The following is a 22289-nucleotide window of genomic DNA, read 5'->3' on the forward strand; positions in this document are numbered from 1 at the left end:
TCAACCGCAGGGAGCGGGGCTGGCCATCAGAGTGGCTCAAGTGGCGGCGGCGGCTTTTACTATAGCGATACAGGCGTGGCTTTGGGAGGCGACAGCGATTGTTCGCCATTGCTTTCTACGGGCTCTTCATCCACCTCCATAGCGTCAGGTGGGCTATCATATAATTATATTTACGGGACCAATAGTGGGACGTACGTTGGAGGGTTGTTTGGTTTTGGCGCACAGTCAGCAACAAGCTCTCCCGGTTATGCCACCCCGACTAATGCTGGAGCCAACGCGGGTATTGTGACGTGGACCGGCGGTACGCAAACATTTGGGAATGTCATTTATGGAGGTTCGAGCACTCAGGCAGCTTTTGCCGGAGCGGCGACAGGCTTAAATACCTTTGCGGTAGGGTGCGGCGCCAAAGCAACAGGTTTGAGTGCAACTGCAATCGGCTGGGGCGCAGCCGCGAGTGGCGCCGGCAGTTTTGCATCGGGCATTTACAGCAATGCGACCGGGCAAGGTTCCATAGCGGTCGGGACCAGTGCGAATGCCGCAGCTACCGACACCGTTGCGCTTGGTACCCTCGCGAACGCAATAGGCCAAAGCGGTACGGCGATCGGGGCGAACACACAGGCATCGGCCGCTAATGCTACAGCCATTGGTGGCAATTCATCAGGGGCCAATTTAGGAGCACAGGCAACGGCGGCGGGCGCTACGGCCATCGGCAGCAATTCGATTGCCGGTGCTGAGGCTGCCGCGACCGATGCGGTTGCCATCGGTGGCGAGTCCAGTGTAGTTACCAATGGAACTTCCGGCATTGCGGTCGGACGTGGCGCGACGGTGAATGGCGCGTTCGGCATTGCCCAAGGCGACGGAATCACGTCTGGCTCGATCGGGCAGAACGTCGCGATCGGCTCGAGCGGCACCACAGCAAACAGCAGCACGGCGACCGGTGGCGCTGTCGCAATTGGGCGCGGCCAGACGGCGACGGGCAATGGAGCGGTCGCGATCGGCGATCCGAATTCAGCGATCGGGACGGGGGCTGTTGCACTTGGCGCGAACGATTCGTCGAACGGCCAAGGCGCAGTCGCTATAGGCAATGCCAATTCTGCGACTGGTCAGGGCTCGGTCGCATTGGGCAATAGCAGCACAGCCACTGCGGCCGGCGGTGTCGCGATCGGTGATACTGCGATGTCCAGCGGTACGAACGCGCAGGCCTTCGGCGCCGGTTCAAACGCGAATGTGGCGGGTTCGGTCGCGCTCGGTTCCAGTGCCGTCACAACCGGTACCGCGGGTACAGCCACGGGTGGCACCGGTATTGTCAGCAGCACGACTATCGGCAGTCAAACATTCAGTAACTATGCCGGGACGAGTTCCGTCACTGGTGTTGTTAGCGTCGGCGCGGCGGGAGCCGAGCGACGTATTCAGAACGTCGCCGCAGGGCTGATTAGTGCGAGCAGCACCGATGCAATCAATGGAAGTCAGCTGTACTCGGTTGCCAGTACGACGATGTCGAGTATTACGAGTCTGTCGACATCGACCTCGACCGGGCTGTCGTCGGCCAATAGCTCGATCAGCTCGTTGTCGACGGGTCTCAGCTCGACTGACAGCACTGTGGCTTCGCTGTCGACTTCCACGTCGACGGGCCTGTCCTCGGCTACCAGCTCGATCAGCTCGCTGTCCACGTCGACTTCGACGGGGATCAACTCCCTGTCGACGGGACTGAGCTCCACCGACAGCACCGTGGCTTCGCTGTCGACCTCCACATCGACGGGTCTGTCGTCGGCTAACAGCTCGATTAGCTCGCTGTCGACTTCCACGTCGACGGGCCTTTCATCGGCCAATAGCTCGATCAGCTCGCTGTCGACGTCGACGTCGACCGGCCTCTCGTCGGCTACCAGCTCGATCAGCTCGCTGTCCACGTCGACTTCGACGGGGATCAACTCCCTGTCGACGGGACTGAGCTCCACCGACAGCACCGTGGCTTCGCTGTCGACCTCCACATCGACGGGTCTGTCGTCGGCTAACAGCTCGATTAGCTCGCTGTCGACTTCGACTTCGACGGGGATCAACTCCCTGTCGACGGGCCTGAGCTCGACCGACAGCACTGTGGCTTCGCTGTCGACCTCTACGTCGACGGGCCTGTCCTCGGCGACGAGCTCGATCAGCTCGCTGTCGACTTCGACCTCGACGGGCCTGAGCTCGACCAACAGTTCGGTGGCTTCGCTGTCGACTTCCGCGTCGACGGGCCTTTCATCGGCCAACAGCTCGATCAGCTCGCTGTCGACTTCGACTTCGACCGGCATCAACTCGCTGTCGACGGGACTGAGTTCGACCGATAGCACCGTGGCGTCGCTCTCGACCTCCACGTCGACTGGCCTCTCGTCGGCTAACAGCTCGATCTCGTCGCTGTCCACCTCGACCTCGACGGGCCTGAGCTCGACCAACAGTTCGGTGGCTTCGCTGTCGACTTCCACGTCGACGGGCCTTTCATCGGCCAATAGCTCGATCAGCTCGCTGTCGACGTCGACGTCGACCGGCCTCTCGTCGGCTACCAGCTCGATCAGCTCGCTGTCCACGTCGACTTCGACGGGGATCAACTCCCTGTCGACGGGACTGAGCTCCACCGACAGCACCGTGGCTTCGCTGTCGACCTCCACATCGACGGGTCTGTCGTCGGCTAACAGCTCGATTAGCTCGCTGTCGACTTCGACTTCGACGGGGATCAACTCCCTGTCGACGGGCCTGAGCTCGACCGACAGCACTGTGGCTTCGCTGTCGACCTCTACGTCGACGGGCCTGTCCTCGGCGACGAGCTCGATCAGCTCGCTGTCGACTTCGACCTCGACGGGCCTGAGCTCGACCAACAGTTCGGTGGCTTCGCTGTCGACTTCCGCGTCGACGGGCCTTTCATCGGCCAACAGCTCGATCAGCTCGCTGTCGACTTCGACTTCGACCGGCATCAACTCGCTGTCGACGGGACTGAGTTCGACCGATAGCACCGTGGCGTCGCTCTCGACCTCCACGTCGACTGGCCTCTCGTCGGCTAACAGCTCGATCTCGTCGCTGTCCACCTCGACCTCGACGGGCCTGAGCTCGACCAACAGTTCGGTGGCTTCGCTGTCGACTTCCACGTCGACGGGCCTTTCATCGGCCAATAGCTCGATCAGCTCGCTGTCGACGTCGACGTCGACCGGCCTCTCGTCGGCTACCAGCTCGATCAGCTCGCTGTCCACGTCGACTTCGACGGGGATCAACTCCCTGTCGACGGGACTGAGCTCCACCGACAGCACCGTGGCTTCGCTGTCGACCTCCACATCGACGGGTCTGTCGTCGGCTAACAGCTCGATTAGCTCGCTGTCGACTTCGACTTCGACGGGGATCAACTCCCTGTCGACGGGCCTGAGCTCGACCGACAGCACTGTGGCTTCGCTGTCGACCTCTACGTCGACGGGCCTGTCCTCGGCTACCAGCTCGATCAGTTCCCTGTCCACCTCAACCTCGACGGGTATCAACTCGCTGTCGACGGGCCTCAGCTCAACCGACAGCACCGTGGCGTCGCTCTCGACTTCGACGTCGACCGGTCTGTCGTCGGCTACCAGCTCGATCAGCTCGCTGTCCACGGGTCTCAGCTCGACCGACAGCACCGTGGCTTCGCTGTCGACCTCCACGTCGACCGGCCTCTCGTCGGCAACGAGCTCGATCAGCTCGCTGTCTACCTCGACCTCGACGGGCATCAACTCACTCTCGACCAGCCTCAGCTCGACCAACAGTTCGCTGACGTCGCTGTCCACATCGACCGCAAGCAGCGTCACGTCGCTGTCCACGGGCCTGAGTTCGACCAACAGCTCGGTGGCTTCGCTGTCGACTTCCACGTCGACTGGCCTGTCCTCGGCCACTAGCTCGATCAGTTCGCTGTCCACCTCGACTTCGACGAGCATCAATTCGCTGTCGACGGGCCTCAGCTCGACCGACAGCACCGTCGCTTCGCTGTCGACTTCCACGTCGACCGGTCTGTCGACGGCCACCAGCTCGATCACGTCGCTGTCCACCTCGACCTCGACCGCGATCGAAGCCGCCAAGACGCACTACTACAGCGTCAACGACAACGGCACGCAGCAAGGCAACTACGCCAACAACGGCGCAACGGGCGTCAACTCGCTCGCAGCCGGCGTGAATGCCAGCGCGGCGGGCGCCAGCAGCGTCGCGGTCGGCGACGGCTCGAACGCGCAGTCGACCGGCGCGGTTGCCATCGGCCAGAACGCATCGGCCACCGGCGGCCAGGCGGTGTCGATCGGCTCCGGCAACACGGCGAGCGGCGACGGCGCGGTTGCGATCGGCGACCCGAGTGTCGCAACGGGCACCGGCGCCGTGGCAATGGGCGCGAACGACACGGCCACCGGCACCGGCGCAGTGGCGCTCGGCAACGCGAACACGGCAACCGGCAACAGCGCACTCGCCCTCGGCAGCGCGAACCAGGCCACCGCGGACAACACGATCGCGCTGGGCAACCAGTCGACGGCCAGCGCCACCGGCGCCCAGGCCTACGGTGCAAGTGCCACGGCCAGCGCGGCCAACGCGCTCGCCCTCGGCTCGAACGCCACCGCTAACGTCGCGAACTCGATCGCGCTCGGCGCGGGCTCGGTCACGGGCACCGCGGTGGGCACCTCGAGCGCCACGATCGGCGGTGTCACGTACTTCTTCGCGGGCACCTCGCCGGTGGGCGTGGTCAGCGTCGGCGACCCTGCCACGGGCGCCACGCGCCAGATCACGAACGTCGCGGCGGGCCAGGTATCGGCCACCAGCACGGACGTGATCAACGGCAGCCAGCTCAACGCGACCAACCAGGCGGTCAACAGCCTGTCCACGTCGACCGCGTCGAACATCTCGTCGCTGTCGACCGGCATCGGTTCACTGTCCACGGGCCTGAGCTCGACCAACAGCTTGCTGACGTCGCTGTCCACGTCGACCTCGACGGCGATCAGCTCGCTGTCGACGGGCATCGGCTCGCTGTCGACCGGCCTCAGCTCGACGAACAGCACGGTCGCCTCGCTGTCGACCGGCGTGACGAACCTCGGCGATCAGGTAACCCAATTGTCTACGACGATCAACCAGAACCAGACACGCATGGCGAACAACAACGGCATCGCGGCCGACATGAACGGCACCGGCACCGATAAGCCGACGGTCACCGCCGGCTCGAACTCGGTGGCGATCGGCGCGAATTCGACCGACGGCGGCCGTTCGAACGTGGTGTCAGTCGGCAGCGACACGCAGCAGCGCCAGATCACGAACGTCGCGCCGGGTACGCAAGGCACCGACGCGGTGAACGTGAACCAGCTGAACGAATCGCTTTCCCAGTCGAATCAATACACTGACCAGCGGATCAATGAGGTATCGGCCCAGGTCAACCAGGTGGCAAAAGCCGCATATGCCGGCGTGGCCGCTGCCACCGCGTTGACGATGATCCCTGAGGTGGACATTGGTAAAACGATTGCAGTTGGTATTGGCGCAGGTGCCTACAAGGGACAGCAGGCTGTGGCGTTAGGGGCGTCCATTCGGTTTACACAGAACGTCAAGGGGAAAATTGGCGCAGGTTACAGTTCGCAAGGCACCAGTGTTGGTATTGGTGCAGCGTACCAGTGGTAAGTGTTGGTACATCAAATCGACCGGAAGCCAGACGGCTTTCGGTCGACAAATAATGGCGGCGGTGAACGCCGCATTGACGTTGGCCACTTTGCCGTCTATGCCGGATCATATGGATGGTTTCGCTGATCGAAGAAAACGCTAAGTGCGTGGACCGGATCTCGTCGCGTACCTTGTGTGATCCGTAGGCGATCGACAAAGCGCCAGATACAGAAACGCGATCAGTAACGACAGCACGGACGCACCGATAAACGCGGAAACGAGGTGCGCGTAATACGTGTTGGCATGACGGTTGCCATCGACTCGCAGATGATGAAGGTCTACCCAACTTCGGGAACGTGGTATTACCCAAAGAGATGCTCGATGCCAACTGTTTCAGGCCGTTTGCTGAATGTTCCCTCGATGGCGGCATCGCCCTCAAGTTGACCCCGTTGTAAGATCGGACGGATGAATTGGCTGGAAACATCCTTGCGAGAGCTTTCCCCGGGCTTGGGGGGATAAAAGGTTGTCGGGACTGGCAGCGTCGCGCTGAGCCAGGAAATGTTCCCGTCATCTGAGCTTGATCGAATCAATGGGTGAGGCAATGAACGAAAAAACCAGTTTGCCGTTTTTGTCGATCAGAGATACCTGAAATGCGAGGTCGCGTATAACTTCTTGTCGATCCCAGATGGCTTGTTCGGAGCTGCATGATCGATTTTCCACTGGATCGAAAATCGAGCGGCAGCTCGGTGAGCCATTCAATGTAGACATATAATAACTCGGCGAAGGGACAGGCCTTGATCGATACGCGCACCTCGGCGTTGCGAGTAAGCCAGGTTCGCTCGACGTTGAGCTGGCGAACGTCGAATGGCCACGTCGCGTGGCTGCCATCGCGCCAAGCGGAGAGAATGCCGCCCCCCCGGGGCATGACTTGCCTGATCAAGGGGGTAATTTGGAAGACCCGACGCCTCCTCTGTCGCCGGCATCTGATCTTCACCTCTTGGGCCCGTGGCGTACAGCATCAGGTCCTTGCCAATCCCAATCCGGAGCTCGTCCATTTTTCGTGTGATGAATCGCGACGCGTCAGCGCCTGAATTCGCCTGCTAATTTGTCCGTTACGGATTGACTCGACCGTATCGTTACATGCGCCGGAGGCGTAGGCCCGGGGCGTTGACCTTTCCCCTCTGAAGTATCCCACTGTAAAGCTAGTGGCAAGGCCGCAGGAGAACCCTTGTCATGAAGAAGTCGCGGTTCAGCGAAGAGCAGATTATCGGGGTGCCGAAGGAGGCCGACGCAGGCATGAAGCCGGCGGAGCTGTGCCGCAAACACGGCATATCGGATGCGACGTTCTATATATATGGACTGCTCCCGACAGCAAACGGAAGTTGACGGACACGGAAGTCGATTGCGTATATATATCCGGCGTCAGGGCAGAGCCCAGCGCCTAACTGGATTTCCGCGCGTGCAGGCCTCAACAACTGGAAGACCGCAGGGGCCGTCATAAAAATCAGGTTCCCTGCTCGCCGGATCGACCGGAGTGCCATTCGTCAGTTCGTCAACGCATCGTTGGTGACATTGCTACACTGCTTTCTGATACGACTGGCCGGTTGCGAGCATCGAGAAGAGCACACGGGCCATCTTGTTCGCGATTGCAACAATGGCTCGGTTGGCGCCTCGTCTGGCTTGCAGAGCAAGAGCCCATGCGTGCTTCTTGTCATGTTTGGTTGGTGCGGTTCGGAGTACCGCACGCGCGCCATGTATGAGCAAGGTACGTAGATGTCGGTCGCCTCGCTTGCTGATGCCGAGCAGGTGCGTTCGGTCTCCACTGGAACTCTGACGCGGAACAAGGCCGAGCCAGGCCGCAAAGTGACGGCCGTTTCGAAAGTCTTTGGGATCGGACACGGCGGCAACGATGGCTGTCGCTGTCTTTGGGCCGACTCCTTCGATCTGCGCAAGGCGCTGGCAAGTCTCACTTGCTTTGAACACCGCATCGATACGCCTGTCGAACCCGGCTATGCGTTTGTCGAGCTCGCGCAACTGATCCATCAGATCGGCGAGCATCTCGCGCGCGAGCGGCGTCAAAGCGTTCGACGTGTCGGCGACGACTGCGGGAATCTCCCGACGCGCACGCGTAATCGATTGCGCGAATACGATGCCTCGTTCGGCGAGAATGCCGCGCATCTGACTCACAAGGCCAGTTCGATTGCTAACGAGGCGGCTACGAGCACGGTGAAGGCTCTGCACATCTTGCTGTTCGACGGACTTGATCGGCACGAAGCGCATCGACGGTCGCTGCAGGGCTTCGCAAATAGCTTCGGCGTCGTTGCCGTCGGTCTTGTTGCCCCGCACGAAGGGCTTCACGAATTGCGGGCTGATGAGTTTTACCGTGTGGCCTTGCTGTTGAAATTGTCGTGCCCAATGATGGGCGCTTGAGCAGGCTTCCATCCCGATCGTGCATGGTGCAATTCGAAGAACCAGTTCAGTCAGTCAGGCTCGCCCGACGCGGCGGCGCAGCACCAGCCGGCCAGCAGCATCCACGCCTTGCACCTGGTCGGGTAGCAGCAGCGCATTGCTGCGCCGCCGCCCCCTAAGAACCGGACGTGCGAGTCACCCCGCATCCGGCTCAAGCCATTCTTCAGCACCATGGGGTGGCACCGAACAACTTGACGGAACGTTTCGCAATTCGACGGCGAGCGAAGTACGTGGTCCACACCGGATCAAATGGATTAGCCAGTCCCCGGACCTTGACGTGTCTCGTAATCGGGATCGTCATTGCGCGGAAGAGCCGAAACCCGCTGATGGTGTCATCAGCTGGACCCTTCGTAGCAAAGTCCCATGACCGGTGTCCGTCGACCAGGAAGTACCGGTTCCTCACCCACCGTGCCCCTTTCATGGGATGCCGACGCTTGGCCCATTTCCAGAGCAGTTGCCAGATGTGCGAGTCTATCGATGAGAAGCTCGCTTTCGCCACGACGTGACGGTGATACATCGCCCATCCCCGAATAACCGGGTTGAGTTTCTGGATCAACGCCTCCTGCGTGACGCTCGCGTTGCCTTTGATGATTTCCCTGACCTTGTCGAGGAGCGATTTGATGCTCTTCTTTGCCGGCTTGATCAGTAGCTTGCCGTCGTGCTTGCGCACGTTCTGGCCAAGGAAATCGAAACCGTCCGCAATGTTCGTGATCCGGGTCTTCTCTTCCGAGAGTTCCAGACCTCGAGCAGCCATAAACTGCCTGACCGCCGGAAGCACCTTGCATTCAAGCGCTTCTTTCGACACGCCGGTGACAATAAAGTCATCGGCATAGCGGACGACGTTGAGTTGGGCCTTGCTGCGAGCAAGTTTGGTCCTTCCCACGCTTGCATAGACTGCCGCCTCAAGTCCATCCAACGCCATGTTCGCGATCACCGGTGAGATGATTCCCCCTTGCGGGGTACCCGCCGATGTCTCGAACAAGGTTCCCTCATCGATATATCCGGCTTGAAGCCACCGCCGCAGGACAGCCTTGTCCATCGGTACGTGCTCCAGAATCCAGGAGTGACTGAAGTTGTCGAAACAACCACGGATGTCACCTTCCAGAATCCACTCTGGCGAAGCTCGCTTCGCCAGAGTGTTGAAGCACTGTTCGATGGCATCAGCCGTCGAGCGTTCGGGCCGGAATCCATAGGAATTCGGGTCCGCCAGTGTTTCCGCTACCGGTTCCAGAGCGAGCTTCCATAATGCCTGCATCGCCCGGCACCGCATACAGGGAATCCCCAGCGGACGCTTCTTGCCGTTACTCTTGGGAATGTAGACACGCCGCAGCGGCATCGCACGATAGCCGTGATGCGGATTTCGGTGATGGTGATCAGCCGTTCCGGCGAACGTGATCAGTCAGGAAGGTGGTGTTGCGCGGTCAATGGATTATAGCGAAGGTGATCACGATCAGGATTCGGAGGACTGCTTGGCGTTGGTCTTTCGCATCGATTCGCCCTTCAACGGTAGCTTGTGGGCCTGATGGACGAGCCGGTCGAGGATCGCGTCGGCGAGCGTCGGGTCCTGCAGCCACGCATGCCAGTGTTCGAGCGGTAGCTGGCTGGTAATGATCGTGGATCGCGTGCCGACGCGATCGTCGAGCACTTCGAGCAGATCGTTTCGGGCACTCTGATCGAGGTCCTGCAGGCCCCAGTCGTCGAGCAGGAGGACGTCCATCTTGGCGAGCTGCGCGAGCCGCCGCGTGAAGCTGCCGTCGCCGTGGGCGATCTTCAATTCCTCGAACAGCCGAGCAACGCGGACGTACATCACGGAGAAGCCCCGTCGGCAGGCCTGCTGACCAAACGCGCAGGCGATCCACGTCTTGCCCGCGCCGGTCGGCCCCGTCAGGATGAGGTTTTGTGCATTTCGGATCCAGTCACAGCCGGCCAGTGTCGCGACGACGCTCTTGTCGATACCGCGGCTCTGCCGGTACTCGATGTCCTCGATGCAGGCCTGAGGATTCTTGAGTTTCGCGGACTTCAGCAGCCGCTCGAGCCGCCGGGTATCGCGCCAGGCGAGTTCGCGATCGACGACCATGCCGAAGCGCTCTTCGAACGACAGGCTGGTGCTGGCGGTCAGCGCCGCCTGCTCCTCGAACGCGCGACCCATGCCGTCGAGCTTGAGCGCCTTGAGCTGAGAGAGAGTTTGCTGCATCAACATCGCGACCTCCTGGGTCAGTGGTAATAGTCGGGCCCGCGCACGTTCTCGTGATCGGGCGAATGCCATTCGGTGAGAGGAATCGGGAGCACCGGCTGTCGATCCAGACCGGATTTGAGGATCGACAGCACGGAGCGGCGGGTCGGCGAACCGATCACGAGCGCCCGCTGGCACGCGGCTTCCAACCGCTCTTTGCCGTACTTGCGCGAGAGCGACAGCAATCCGAGGCACGCGCGGTACCCCATCTCGGGGTGCGGCCGGTTGGTCAGCAGGTGTTTGACGATCGTCTCGGCACCGGGACCGACGGAGGCGCCCCAGTTCAGCAATCTCCCGGGCGTCCATTCCATGTGAGCGCGGTGCGCTGCCGGCATGTGCTCTGGCAACGTCGTATGCTTGTTCCGTAGTCGACTGCGGGCGTGGGCGGCAACGCGCTTGCCGCGGTGCAGGATCTCGACCCCATGGCGCGTAACGCGTGCGTAGACTTCCTGACGTACGAGGCTGTGCGGAACGCTGTAATAGTGGTGATCGACTTCGACGTGGTAGTCGATGTTGACGCGGCATTTCACGAAGGTCGCGATCTCGTAGCGGCGTGCCGGCAACGGGCGCAGTGCCGGCCGATCGAGCCGCTCGAACCATTCGCGACGGTTGCCGTCGAGCTTCTTGAACGGTCGTTGGTTTAGATCGGTGATCAGTTTGCCGATCGCCTTGTTCAGCTCGGCCAGACTGTAGAAGCGGTGGTTGCGCAGCCGAGCGAGGATCCAGCGCTCGACGATCTGTACGCCGACCTCGACCTTCGCCTTGTCCTGCGGCTTGCGCGGCCGCGCCGGCAACATGGCGGTCGCGTAGTGGTTCACGAAGTCCTGCGTCGTGTTGCCCAGCACCGGTTCGTACCGGTCGGCCTTGGCGATCAATGCCTTGGGGTTGTCGGGCACCAGCAGTTCGGGAACGCCACCGTAGAATTCCAACGCGTCGATCAGGCTGCCGATCCAGTCGGGCATGGCCTCGGAACGCGCGGCACATGCATAGGTGTAGTTCGAGGCGCCGAGGACGGCCACGAACACGTGGGCCTTGAACGCGACGCCGCCGTCGCGGCCAAGAATCGGCACGGTCTGTCCGGCGAAGTCGGCGAACAGCTTCTCGCCGGCGCGGTGTTGCTGGCGCATCGAGCGCTTCAGCGCCGCGGCCCAGTCCTTGTATCGCTGGCAGAACTGCGTATAGCGGTAGGTGCGTTGGCCGGGGTGGGCCTCGACGTACTCCTCCCAGAGCAGCTGCAGCGTCACGCCCTTGCGGCGTAGGTCGCGGTGCATCGCCGCGTAATCCGGTTCGGCCCGCCGGGTCGGGGCCGCCGTTTCCTCCGGCAGGTCCAACCTGATCTCGAGCTCGTCGTCGGCGAGCGGTTCGACAGCAGCCCAGTCGAGGCCGGCCGCGCTGGCGCGTGCGGCGTATGCCGAGATGGCGCCGACGCTGATGCCGATCGCGCGGCTGATCTGGCGGTGCGACAGGCCGCACGCCCACTTCAGCCGCAATACTTCCTTCAGTTTGCGCATGCTCATCCGATGTGCCGGCATCAACCTGTCCCCTAAAAAGAGACAAGGCTAACGCCCGTCGTTGATCACATGCGCAACACCACCCCCGAGCCGGAACGGCCATCCCGTTTCGGTCGCGTGATCAGCTGTTTCGGTTCGCTGATCACTCATTCCGGGAACGTGATCACCCGTTTCGGCAAGATGATCGCTCGTTTCGGAAACCGGTGATCAGCGATCACCTTCGACCGAAACGGCCGATCACCATCAATCGGAACCACTGATCACGTTCAACCGAAATCGCTGATCACGTTCGCCGAAATACGCAGCCGTGATGTCGAAGCGACAACATTCCTTTCCACTTGGCCGCCGGGGATGACCATATCTTGCCGTCCACCCCCGGCGTTCTCTTACCGCGATTCTCCGTCACTCGCTTCACGGCCAGCATCTTGCCGCTATGCGAGCGGGTTAGCAGACGTTGCAAGGCTTTCACCTTGCCCCATCGGCCTTCTCGAACTGCCTTGGCGATACGCACCTGAAGTCGTTTCACATCTGCCTCAATGTGCGACCAGTTCACCTGATCCCACATTTGGGCAGCGCGCGAGGACGCACCGGCCCCGGTCGCTTTCGCGTCGATCGCCGTCATCTGCTTTTCCTCGTATAACGATTTGTCAAAGTTCTCTCGCCATGAATGACCGCGCGGAAGTCTGCCCGCTTTCGCGTCGGGCGATGTCTCAGCCCGTATCCCGGCCATTACAGACGGGCATTCGCTTTCTCCGCATTCCTTTACCCACAGCACCAACAGCGTTCCTTGCGGTTCGCCTGCCGTTCCCGGCGACACTATGGGCTTACCCTGTTCCGCATGAATATCCGAGCGGGGCGGACCCTTCTGCTTCGCCGGCGGTGGTTCTGTCCATGATGGTCCAGTCTTCGGAGACCATTCCTCACCGCGTACCGTTTTGGTTCAAGCCTGTCAGCACGTTTGGCTTGTTCAAGATCACGACGTTAAACTGAAGTTCACATATGTTGGTCGTACTCGCTCATCCCTTGCTCCTCTCCGCCTTTGTGCTGGCAGATTCCGCTTCGCCTCACGGCTCAGCGTACCGGGTAACCGGCGGCTACGTTGTCCCCGAAGCTTCATACCGAGCTGTTGCCGGCTCCGCATGTCCGGGTAGGGAACGGTTGATGGAACAACCGGTTTCATCAAGTCATACCTGCTCCTGTGAAACAGAAACTCACGCGACTTGCAGGTCGCACAAAGACATTCTTCGCGAGATCTATGGCAAGGAAGCGAACGGTGTCCATGACGATACTCCTATGAACGGGAACGCCAGCAGTTACGATACGCCTGCCGCAGCGGTCCATACCATTAACTGGCGTAGCCGTTACGGCGGCTTGGACGTGTCGGAAGCGCGACGATTGCGGCAATTAGAGGAAGAAAATCAGCGGCTCAAGCGGCTGGTGGCCGACCAGGCGCTGGACATCCAGGTTCTGAAGGACGTTCTCGGAAAAAAGTGAGTTCGCCCGCGCAGCGTCGAGAAGTTGTGCAGTAGGTGATTGAACAGCACGACTATTCGGAGCGCCGGGCGTGCGCGCTCATTGGCCTGAATCGCCGAACGTTCCGGCGGCCGGCGCCGCCTGACGCCGACCACGAAGTGCGGCAACGGCTGCGCGAGCTGACACAGGAGCGGCCACGGTTTGGCTCGCCTCGCCTGCATGTTTTGCTACGCCGAGAGGGCCTGGTCCAGAACCACAAGCGCACTGAGCGGCTGTACCGCGCAGAAGGCCTATCGCTTCGCCTGAAACGTCGTAAGAAACGCCCGAGTCATCTACGCGTAGTCATGCCGACGCCCAACGGCGCAGACGAAAGCTGGGCGATGGTCTTTGTTGCTGACGCGCTGTGCGTGGCCGACGCATACGCATGTTGACGATCATCGACGCGTGGAACCGCGAGTGCCCGCACATCGAGATCGACTTCTCGCTAACGGGAGCACGCGTGGCGCGTGTGCTCGAGCAGTTGCGGCAACGAGGACGATGTCCCAACCTGATTCAGGTGGATAACGGGCCGGAGTTCGTCAGCAAGGCGCTCGATGCCTGGGCGCACGAACATGGCGTCAAGCTGCAGTTCATCCGTCCAGGCAAGCCGGTGGAAAACGCGCACATCGAAAGCTTCAACGGCTGACTGCGCGAAGAATGTTTGAACCAGCATGCGTTCGTCAGTCTCGACGATGCACGCATGCGAATCGAAGGCTGGCGCACTGACTACAACTCAGTGCGCCCGCATAGCGCCTTGGGGCAACTGGCGCCGGACCAATTCCGGCAACTGCATCAACCGAAAACCGGCGAGTCCACTAAATTACGAATGGTGTACTCGGCGGGGTAAGGTCAGCGTCAATCAAGTTATCAATATCGAACTGCTCGCTCGCTATTTTTAAGGGTTGAAAAAAGTGAAGCAACAGTAGTTTTTTATTAGATCGGTTTATCGACGTTTGCTTTGAATCGTACAGCGCAGAATCACGTGCATCTGCGAAAAGAAAAAAGCCTGCCTCAGAGAGGCAGGCGAAAGACCCGAGGGGAGGGAACCCATCAGGCGCGAGGTCCAACAATGGATGTCGGTTTATCCGAAAAGTTTTGTGGCCGGAGACGCAGCAGCTACGATAAGAGTCATTCTATAGAAATATGGCATCACATCAACGCATGGTCACAAAAGTTGACCATTGAGTTCGTTCTCACGGGATCCGCAAATGCTTTTCCATTTGTGGGAAAATACATGCCCAGACTATGGGTGGATCAATTGTCGTCTGCGTCGCCAAGTTCCAGACGCCCCAGTTTCGAAGCCAGATCGATGCGTGAACTGTGCCAGTCGGACAGTGCCTGAATCTGTCTCTCACGCGCATTGGCGAGTGCGGCCTGCGTGTTCATCAGTTCCAGAATGTTTCCCACACCGTGCTGATACCGTTCCTGCGAGGCACGGAATGCCTGTTGCGAGATCGCGACGAGGTTCGTGCTGTTTGTGACATTCTGCGTAGCCGTCGCAAGCGCATGATAGCTATTCCAGACATCGAGCGCGACCTGCTGCTCCGTCTGGCGTGCCACTTCTAGTTGCCGTTCGCTCTCGGCTCGCGCTTCATCGACTTGGTAATGGCGCGCAAACCCCTCGAACAGAGGTATCGTGATCTGCACGCCGATATAGGCATCGTGACCGTTAGAGGGATAAGTTTGCAACCCAAGTCCCATGCTTTGTGGTTGATTGTCACGACTGTATTTGCCGACGAGGCTCACGCGTGGCAATCCCTCCGCGCGTTTCTGTTCGACTTTCGCGAGCGAGGCCTCGTACTGCGCCTGGGCAGCGAGGACGGACGGGTGTGTGCTCTTGACTTCGTCGATCAGATGCCCGATCGATTCGCTGAAAGTCTTGCCCGGCGAATCGGTGTCTGTGACGACCGGCATGCTGATCGGCACGCCCGGATCAAGATTCATATCCGATGCGAGTGTGCCGAACGCGACTTGGCTTTCGCCCTCCGCCTTCGCAAGATTGAACACAGCTTGTTCATACTGGGTTTCTGCCTGCAGCGCATCGGATATCGGCGCGACGCCGTGATTCACTCGGGCCTGTGCGGCGAGCACGGTCTCATGAGTCATGCGCTCGACATCGCGGGCTGCGCTCAGTTCGCCTTGCGTAGCCTCACACGCATAGTAATCCTTTGCCACGGTCGCAAAGACCGTTTGCAACGTCGCGTCATGCGTCGCGACCGCGGCATCGAACACGGAAGCGGCATTTTTGAGGGCTGCCTTGCGGCCGCCGAAATCGAACAGCACCCAGTTTAGTGACAAGCTCTCGGAGTTCACTGTCGCCGAAGTACTCGAGCTGAGTTCGGGATGATTCTGGATATTGACTTCGGAATCGTCGCGTACGCGCTGCCACTCGCCGTTGAGTGTCGGCAAATAAGCGGCACGCGCTACGCCCACGTTTGCTGCCTGCGCTTTCACGCTGGCCCACGTTTGGCGCGTTTTCGGATTGCTGCATAGCGTGCGCTCCACCGCTTCGCGCAGTGACAGTGGTTCGGCCAGCGCGCCGAACTCGCAGGGCTGAGTGCCGCTAATCCCGCCTGAACCGGCATTGGGCGGAATGGGGCGCTCGGCGAGCAGCGGATCGAAGCCGAACGCGGCCGGTATGATCGACATGGAAAACGCAACGACGGCGGCGAGTCGCAGCGCCCGTTCACCGCTCATGCATGCTCTCCGTCACACCGTCGACGAGTGGGCCGAGAAAATACTGCGCAATCGTTTGAGTGCCCGTCTTGATGTCCGCCGTTACGGTCATGCCGGGTGTCAGCGGGATCCATCGCTTGTCGACCCACATTTGGTTCGTTTTCAGGTGAATATGCGCGTTGAAGACCAGCCCTTGCTTCTTGTCCTGCACGGCATCGTTCGATAGCTCAGACACTTCGCCCTCGATCATCCCGTAGCGGCTATAGGGAAACGCTTCGATTTTGACGGCTGCTCGCTGCCCTGTCTGCAAAAAACCAATGTTCTTGTTTTCCACGACGACATCGGCCTGCAGCGCGTCGTCTGGCACGATCTCCATTAGGGACTGCGCGGTCGTCACGACACCGCCCAACGTATGAACCGCGAGTTGTTGCACAGTACCCGCCACGGGCGCGGTCAGCTTCATGAGCGACTCTCGGGCGTTTGCCTTGGTTTCGTCGTTCCGGCTTTGCGAGAGTTGCTCGGTGGCCTTCTCCAGTTCGTCGAATTGGGTGCGTCGAAATTCGGAGCCGTTCTGTTCGATCTGCGCTCGTTGAACAGCGACGCTGGCGAGAAGCTCGGCCGCATGACTGCGCTGCGCGGCCAATTCATGCTCCTGACCGAGTGCCGCCTGCTCCTTGTCCAGGTAGTCGCTTTGGGCTACATACTTGTTCGCGGCAAGGACCCGGTATTCGTTGGCCTGCTCACGGGCGAGTGGCGCCGTAGCGACGAGTTTGGCGATCTCCTGGCGCGTGCTGTCAAGTTCCGCGCGACGTTTGAGCAACTCGGCCTGCGCACCGATCAACTTGTCCTTGTATTCGCGCCAGATTCCTTCCGCGAAGCGTTGTGCCTCTTTTTGCCGGCTGGCTGGCACACCGTCCACCACATCAATGTGCGGTAGCGTCCCCGTTTGCTGTGCATTCAGCAACGCATGCGCGCGAGCGGCCAGGAGCGTTGCATCGAGCTTCGTACTTTTCGCCTTGTCCGCGTCGGCGCTTGCCTGTGTGGTGTCGAGTTGCATGAGGAGCTGACCGGCTACCACACGGTCTCCGTCATGCACGGCAATCTCGCGGACGACCCCCGTAATTGCCGGCTGAATTACTTTAACCCGCGCGTCGGGCACGAGCTTTCCGGTCGCCGTCGCGATAATGTCTATCCGACCTAGCGTCACCCATACGAAGAGCCCGGCGATCAGCAGTATCAGAATGCGGGCGACCCAGCGTCCCGCCGGCGATACGGGTTTGGTCTGCAAGGAAAGGGCCGCGGGCAGGAATTCGGCTTCGTCCGCCGTCAGGTGGGGTGGCGTGAGTTCAGCGCGATGATTCCAGGCGTACCTCAGGTGCGCGCCATACCGCTTCCAGAGGTCGGCCCAGGCTTCGAATCGGTGACGCAGTGTCATACAACGGTCCCGTGCTGAAGGGCATGCAAATGGGCGTAGATTCCTCGCGGCCGCGCGAGCAATTCATCGTGGCTACCTGCTTCCACGATCTGGCCGCCATCCAATACCACGATGCGATTCGCTTCCCGTACGGCCGACAACCGATGTGCGATTATGATCACCGTGCGGCCTTGGCAGATGCTGCGCATGTTGTCCTGGATGATCTTTTCGGACTCGTAGTCCAAGGCGCTGGTCGCCTCGTCGAAGATTAGGATTCGCGGATTGTTAAGTAGGGCACGCGCAATTGCGATGCGCTGACGCTGTCCGCCAGACAGACCTGTGCCATGCTCGCCAACCAGCGTGTCGTATCCTTCCGGCAGTTCGCAAATGAATTCGTGCGCGCCAGCCAGCCTGGCGATGGCGATGATGGCTTCGAGCGGAGCTGTTGGCGCGGCCAATGCGATGTTCTCCCGGATCGTGCGGTTGAACAGAATGTTCTCCTGCAGCACCACGCCAATCTGCTGGCGCAACGATGCGGTGTCGACGGTCGCAATGTCATGTCCGTCGACCAGCACACGTCCACGCTCGGGCACGTAAAGCCTTTGTACGAGTTTGCTGAGGGTGCTCTTTCCCGAACCTGAGCGACCCACGATTCCGATCACTTCACCGGGCGCGATGGAGAGCGAGAGGTTGCGAATAACCTCTGGCGCGTCTTGCCGATATCGAAAGGCGACCTGATCGAAGCGAATCGCGCCGTTGACTCTCGGCATGCGCGATTTCTGGCTGGCGATTTCCGTCCTGGCATTCAGAATGTCCCCGAGACGTCCCATAGAAATCCCGACTTGCTGAAAGTCGTTCCATAACTGGGCGAGGCGTAGAATTGGACTCGACACCTGCCCGGCCAGCATATTGAAGGCGACGAGTTCACCCACCGTCATCTTGTGTCCGATCACGAGCGTGGCACCCCACCACATGATGCCGGCGCTGACGAGCTTGCTGATTAGCGTGACGCCATTGCTGGCGAACGTGGCGACATTCGTGACCGAGAGACCCGCCGTCACGTAGGCGGCCAGTTGCTCATCCCACCGCTGCGTCCAGCGCGGCTCGACGGCCATCGCCTTGACTGTGTCGATGCCGCTGATCGTTTCCACCAGGAAGGCCTGGTTTTCGGCATTGCGATTGAACTTGGTGTCCAGCCGGGCCCGAATCATCGGGGTGCATACGGCCGACAGCATTACGTACAGTGGGATGGAGCCGATCACGAGGAGCGTCAGCGGTACGCTGTATAGAAACATCAACGCAACGAAGATGGTCGAAAACAGCAGATCGAGCATGAGCGTCATTGCGTTGCCGGTCAGAAAGCTCCGGATGTTCTCAAGCTCGCGCACGCGTGCGACAGAGTCGCCGACGCGTCGCGCCTGGAAGTAAGCGAGTGGCAGATCCAGCAGGTGCCGAAACAGCCGGCCTCCGAGTTCGATGTCGATCTTACTGCTGGTGTGGGAAAAGACCCAAGTCCGAATGCCAGTGAGAACGACTTCGAACAGGTTGGCGCAGATCAATCCGATGGCGATCACATTCAATGTGTTCATCGCATGATTGACGAGCACCTTGTCCATCACGACCTGGAAGAACATTGGTGTCGTCAGGCCGATGATTTGCAAAACCACGGAAATCAACAGCACTTCACTAAGAAGTCTGCGGTATTTGACGATTGCCGGGATAAACCAGGTGAAGTCGAATTTTGCCAAGCCAGCCGCAAAATTCGCTTTGTTCGTGCAGAGGATCAATTCTCCTGACCAAAGCTTCAGGAAATCGGCAAACGACACCATACTTGGCGGCTCGGCCGGGCGCTGGATCAGCAACCGGGGCTGTCCGGTGTTAGGGTCGAATTTGCCGACGATAAAGTACTGACCGTCATTGTCGATCCCGACTGCAGGTAGGGGCGCCGTGGCGAGCCGCTCGGGCACCTGGCGTACGAGCTTCGCCGCCATTCCCAGCTTGCGCGCGGCGAGCAGCAATGTTTGCGTGTCGAACCGGTGGTGACCGAAAGTGTGGCGGAGCTGCGCCGCGTCGGCGGCGATACCGTGCAGTGCCGCGATCATCAGCAGTGAGTCGAGTCCGGTGTCAGGGCAAAAGCCGCCGTCAGCCGTGCCTCCCGACTCATCGGCTCCGGGTTGGGAATTAAACAACGGAAACCTCTCGCATCGGTCGGACTTGAATTGTTAAATAATTAAATCGAGATTCTGCAATCTGTGATTCGCGCGATTTTAATTAAAGCGCGAAAGATAATTCGTATTAATAATATATTTCGCAATTCGCGGATGGAGTCGAATAAAATGGAATTGGTTATTTATTAAAAAATGCCACTTTGCTGAGATTATGGATCGAAGATGTGATTACATTTTGAACAATTCTGAACGATCAAGGTGAGCCGTTGGATGTGTGCGTAGCCAATTTTGCGCCTGCTGCGGATCGTGCAGAGCGCGACGTTGCGTGGTGGTGCTGCACCGTTGGATTTTGAAGTCCCCACAGTTAGGGAAATGGCCCTTCCATGACCGTTCGTCGGCGCGACACCGCCGAGCGTGGTCAGCGTCGGCGCGTCGGACGCGGGGCGATAGATCACAAACGTCGCGGCCTGCAGACCAGTTGCATTGAGCACGGACGTGGGGGCCGGCTCGCACTGTATGCCGCCGATCAGTCGGCCAATACGCTGTCGACTCCATGTCGACTGGGCTGTTGTCGCTCTCGACATTTGCGTCGACTGCTTCGAGCACGACGGATAGCATGGTGAGTTCACAGTCGACATCGACGGCGTCGCAGGTTCTTGAAATTGGACACTGTGTAAGCGGGCGCTGCGGGTGGCGCGTTAGAGATATCGTGTTCATGATCTAGGGCAGACGAGAGCGATGCGCGGAACGGACGAGATGCAAAAACCGCTGTTCACGACGGTGAAGCTGGGAGACTTCGTGCCGGCTGATTACCCGCTGCGGCCGCTTCGGCTGCTGGACAATCAGGCGCCGAAGCGGCTCGCCGGGCTGCTCAGCAGCGGCTGGACCTTGATTGCGCCTGAGAAGCTGCTGCGTGCGTTGCTGCTGCAAGTGTTTTACTCGGTCCGCGGCGAGCACATATTGATGGAGCAAATGCGCTACAACTAGCTGCTCCGTTGGTTCGTCGGATTTGCGATTGAAGACGCTGTCTGGGACCACTTGATGTTCTCGAAGAACCGCTATCGTCTGTTCGAGCACGAAGTGATTGACGCGTTCTTTATCGAAGTCATGAGCTTCGCCGACAAGCAAGAGTGCTGTCCAGAGAACACTTCTCGGTCGATCGGACGCTGATCCAGGCGTGGACCAGCCACAAAAGCTTTCGGCCCAAGTAGGGCTCGGACGATCCTCCGGTCGGCGGTGGCCGCAATGTGGACACCGACAGGAAGGGCAAGTGGCGCAGCAACGATACCCCTGAGTCGAGCACCGATTCGGACGCGCGGCTGTCTAGGAAGAGCAAAGGCACGCCGTCCATCCTGGGTTCCCAGGGGCACATCCTGATGGAGAGCCGATCGGGCTTGATGGTCGGTGCCGTGGCCTGTCATGCCGATGGCTTTGGCGAATGCGCGAGCGCATCGGGTTTGTGAGCGGCCCCCAGCAAACAGTGCCATGATGTAAGCGAGTTTTCGGCGGACTTTTTCAGTATGAAAGGAGCCGTACGATGAAACGCAAGCGCTTCAGTGTGGAGCAGATTGTGGCGGTGTTGAAACAGGCCGAAGCAGGCATGCCGGTAGCGGAACTGATTCGTCACGTGGGCATTTCGGAGCAAACCTTCTATCGCTGGAAGAAGGTATATGCCGGTTTGCAGACGGACCAGGTGCGGCAGCTCAAGCAGCTTCAAGACGAGAACGTCCAACTGAAGAAGGTGGTCGCGGAGCTGACGTTGGACAAGGCGATGCTGACCGACGTATTGAAAAAAAAGTGGTGAATTCATCGCCGAGGCGCCATGTCGTGGATTATCTAAAGTCCGCCTATGGAGTAGCAGAGCGGCGTGCCTGCCGCCTGGTGGCCATATCGCGCTCGGTGTACCAGTATCGCAGCCACCGCGACCCGCAGACTGCATTGCGGCAGCGCATGTGTGAAATCGCGGCGACGCGGGTGCGCTATGGTTACCGCAAGATACGCGTGCTGCTGCTACGGGAGGGCTATCAGGTCAGCAAGAATCGGCTGTACCGTTTGTATCGTGAGGAAGGGCTGTCGCTGCGCTACAGACCAAATCGCAAGCGACGTGCACAGATGAGCCGCCCGGCACGTGCAAAGTCGACGGCGGCAAATCAGGCGTGGAGTTTGGACTTCGTCGCCGACCAGCTTTCGAACGGCCAGAGGTTCCGCGCGCTGACCATCATCGACGTCTTTACGCGCGAAGCACTAGCCATCGATGTTGGCCAGCGACTGAGCGCTTCAGATGTCGTGCGTGCACTGGATGAATTGAGGAGCAAACGCGGAGCGCCCCGCACGCTGTTTTGTGACAACGGCTCGGAATTTACGAGTCAGGTGATGGACCTGTGGGCTTACCATCACAAGGTCGAGATTGCCTTCAGCCGGCCCGGCAAGCCAACGGATAACGCATTCGTGGAGTCGTTCAACGGCACGCTTCGCGATGAATGCCTGAACGTGCACTGGTTCACATCGCTGGCCGACGCCAGGGAGCAGATTGAGCGATGGCGGGTCGAATACAACGAGAGTCGGCCTCACAGGGCTCTCGGTGAAGTGCCGCCTGCCGAATACGTCCGTCAGTTGGGCCTGCAGGCCCAACTGACGGACCAACAGAACGCCGAAGACTAACATTGCCTTTGGCACTGAAAACCGGGACCGTT

General features: G+C 60.0%; 10 protein-coding genes and 8 pseudogenes. 9 read left to right on the plus strand and 9 right to left on the minus strand.

Annotation, left to right across the window (positions count from 1 at the left end; genetic code table 11):
• Window positions 1-63: 63 nt before the first annotated feature.
• A pseudogene (locus WS87_RS00620) lies at window positions 64-5634 on the plus strand (YadA-like family protein); the annotation flags it as partial.
• 565 nt (window positions 5635-6199) lie between these two features.
• Here the strand turns inward: WS87_RS00620 and WS87_RS33425 are convergent.
• The gene (locus WS87_RS33425; protein ID WP_159085616.1) at window positions 6200-6553 is read right to left on the minus strand and encodes a hypothetical protein; all 354 of its coding nucleotides are present in this window, start codon (window positions 6551-6553) and stop codon (window positions 6200-6202) included.
• Between the two features lie 293 nt (window positions 6554-6846).
• Here WS87_RS33425 and WS87_RS00625 point away from each other — a divergent pair.
• Window positions 6847-6963 (plus strand): annotated as a pseudogene (locus tag WS87_RS00625) (transposase); the annotation flags it as partial.
• A 225-nt stretch (window positions 6964-7188) separates the two neighbouring features.
• Here WS87_RS00625 and WS87_RS00630 read toward each other — a convergent pair.
• From WS87_RS00630 to istA, 4 genes and pseudogenes are all read right to left on the minus strand, one after another.
• Window positions 7189-8175, minus strand: a pseudogene (locus WS87_RS00630) (IS110 family transposase).
• A gap of 70 nt (window positions 8176-8245) precedes the next feature.
• Window positions 8246-9436: pseudogene (ltrA, locus tag WS87_RS00635) on the minus strand (group II intron reverse transcriptase/maturase); the annotation flags it as partial.
• Window positions 9437-9532: 96 nt separating this feature from the next.
• A complete protein-coding gene (gene istB / locus WS87_RS00640; RefSeq protein WP_107938036.1) occupies window positions 9533-10282 on the minus strand; it encodes an IS21-like element ISBmu3 family helper ATPase IstB in 750 nt (249 codons plus the stop codon).
• A 14-nt stretch (window positions 10283-10296) separates the two neighbouring features.
• Window positions 10297-11847 carry an IS21 family transposase gene (gene istA / locus WS87_RS00645; RefSeq protein WP_107938037.1) on the minus strand — a complete coding sequence of 517 codons (1551 nt, stop codon included), beginning with the start codon at window positions 11845-11847 and terminating at the stop codon, window positions 10297-10299.
• 48 nt (window positions 11848-11895) lie between these two features.
• On the opposite strand from istA, the gene WS87_RS33920 reads away from it, so the two are divergent.
• On the plus strand, window positions 11896-12033 hold the full coding sequence (locus WS87_RS33920) for a hypothetical protein (RefSeq protein WP_017924734.1): 138 nt from the start codon (window positions 11896-11898) through the stop codon (window positions 12031-12033).
• Between the two features lie 97 nt (window positions 12034-12130).
• Here the strand turns inward: WS87_RS33920 and WS87_RS00650 are convergent.
• A pseudogene (locus tag WS87_RS00650) lies at window positions 12131-12448 on the minus strand (reverse transcriptase N-terminal domain-containing protein); the annotation flags it as partial.
• Between the two features lie 539 nt (window positions 12449-12987).
• Here WS87_RS00650 and WS87_RS33430 point away from each other — a divergent pair.
• The 4 genes and pseudogenes from WS87_RS33430 to WS87_RS34645 all read left to right on the plus strand — a co-directional run.
• A complete protein-coding gene (locus WS87_RS33430; protein WP_159085617.1) occupies window positions 12988-13320 on the plus strand; it encodes a transposase in 333 nt (110 codons plus the stop codon).
• A gap of 137 nt (window positions 13321-13457) precedes the next feature.
• A complete protein-coding gene (locus WS87_RS34640) occupies window positions 13458-13730 on the plus strand; it encodes an IS3 family transposase (protein WP_442861398.1) in 273 nt (90 codons plus the stop codon).
• Window positions 13703-13936 (plus strand): annotated as a pseudogene (locus WS87_RS00665) (DDE-type integrase/transposase/recombinase); the annotation flags it as partial. The gene WS87_RS34640 and the pseudogene WS87_RS00665, both read left to right, overlap by 28 nt.
• A gap of 27 nt (window positions 13937-13963) precedes the next feature.
• Window positions 13964-14185 (plus strand): annotated as a pseudogene (locus tag WS87_RS34645) (integrase core domain-containing protein); the annotation flags it as partial.
• Between the two features lie 407 nt (window positions 14186-14592).
• Here WS87_RS34645 and WS87_RS00675 read toward each other — a convergent pair.
• From WS87_RS00675 to WS87_RS00685, 3 genes are read right to left on the minus strand one after another with little or no spacing between them, the layout of a single operon-like run.
• The gene (locus WS87_RS00675) at window positions 14593-16035 is read right to left on the minus strand and encodes a TolC family protein (RefSeq protein ID WP_107938042.1); all 1443 of its coding nucleotides are present in this window, start codon (window positions 16033-16035) and stop codon (window positions 14593-14595) included.
• On the minus strand, window positions 16025-17449 hold the full coding sequence (locus tag WS87_RS00680) for an HlyD family type I secretion periplasmic adaptor subunit (RefSeq protein ID WP_107938043.1): 1425 nt from the start codon (window positions 17447-17449) through the stop codon (window positions 16025-16027). Before WS87_RS00680 ends, WS87_RS00675 begins: the two co-directional genes overlap by 11 nt.
• The gene (locus tag WS87_RS00685) at window positions 17446-19617 is read right to left on the minus strand and encodes a type I secretion system permease/ATPase (RefSeq protein ID WP_257792230.1); all 2172 of its coding nucleotides are present in this window, start codon (window positions 19615-19617) and stop codon (window positions 17446-17448) included. Before WS87_RS00685 ends, WS87_RS00680 begins: the two co-directional genes overlap by 4 nt.
• 717 nt (window positions 19618-20334) lie before the next feature.
• On the opposite strand from WS87_RS00685, the pseudogene WS87_RS00695 reads away from it, so the two are divergent.
• Window positions 20335-21047, plus strand: a pseudogene (locus WS87_RS00695) (IS5 family transposase); the annotation flags it as partial.
• Between the two features lie 86 nt (window positions 21048-21133).
• Window positions 21134-22257, plus strand: a protein-coding gene (locus WS87_RS00700) for an IS3-like element ISBvi7 family transposase (protein ID WP_107938004.1) whose coding sequence is annotated in 2 segments (ribosomal slippage) — window positions 21134-21395 and window positions 21395-22257 — 1125 coding nt in all. Because the reading frame shifts where the segments join, the coding sequence is not laid out codon by codon here.
• Window positions 22258-22289: the final 32 nt, after the last annotated feature.

Origin of the sequence: Burkholderia sp. MSMB0856, assembly GCF_001524645.2 — a bacterium.
In the GTDB taxonomy this organism is placed as follows: domain Bacteria; phylum Pseudomonadota; class Gammaproteobacteria; order Burkholderiales; family Burkholderiaceae; genus Burkholderia; species Burkholderia diffusa.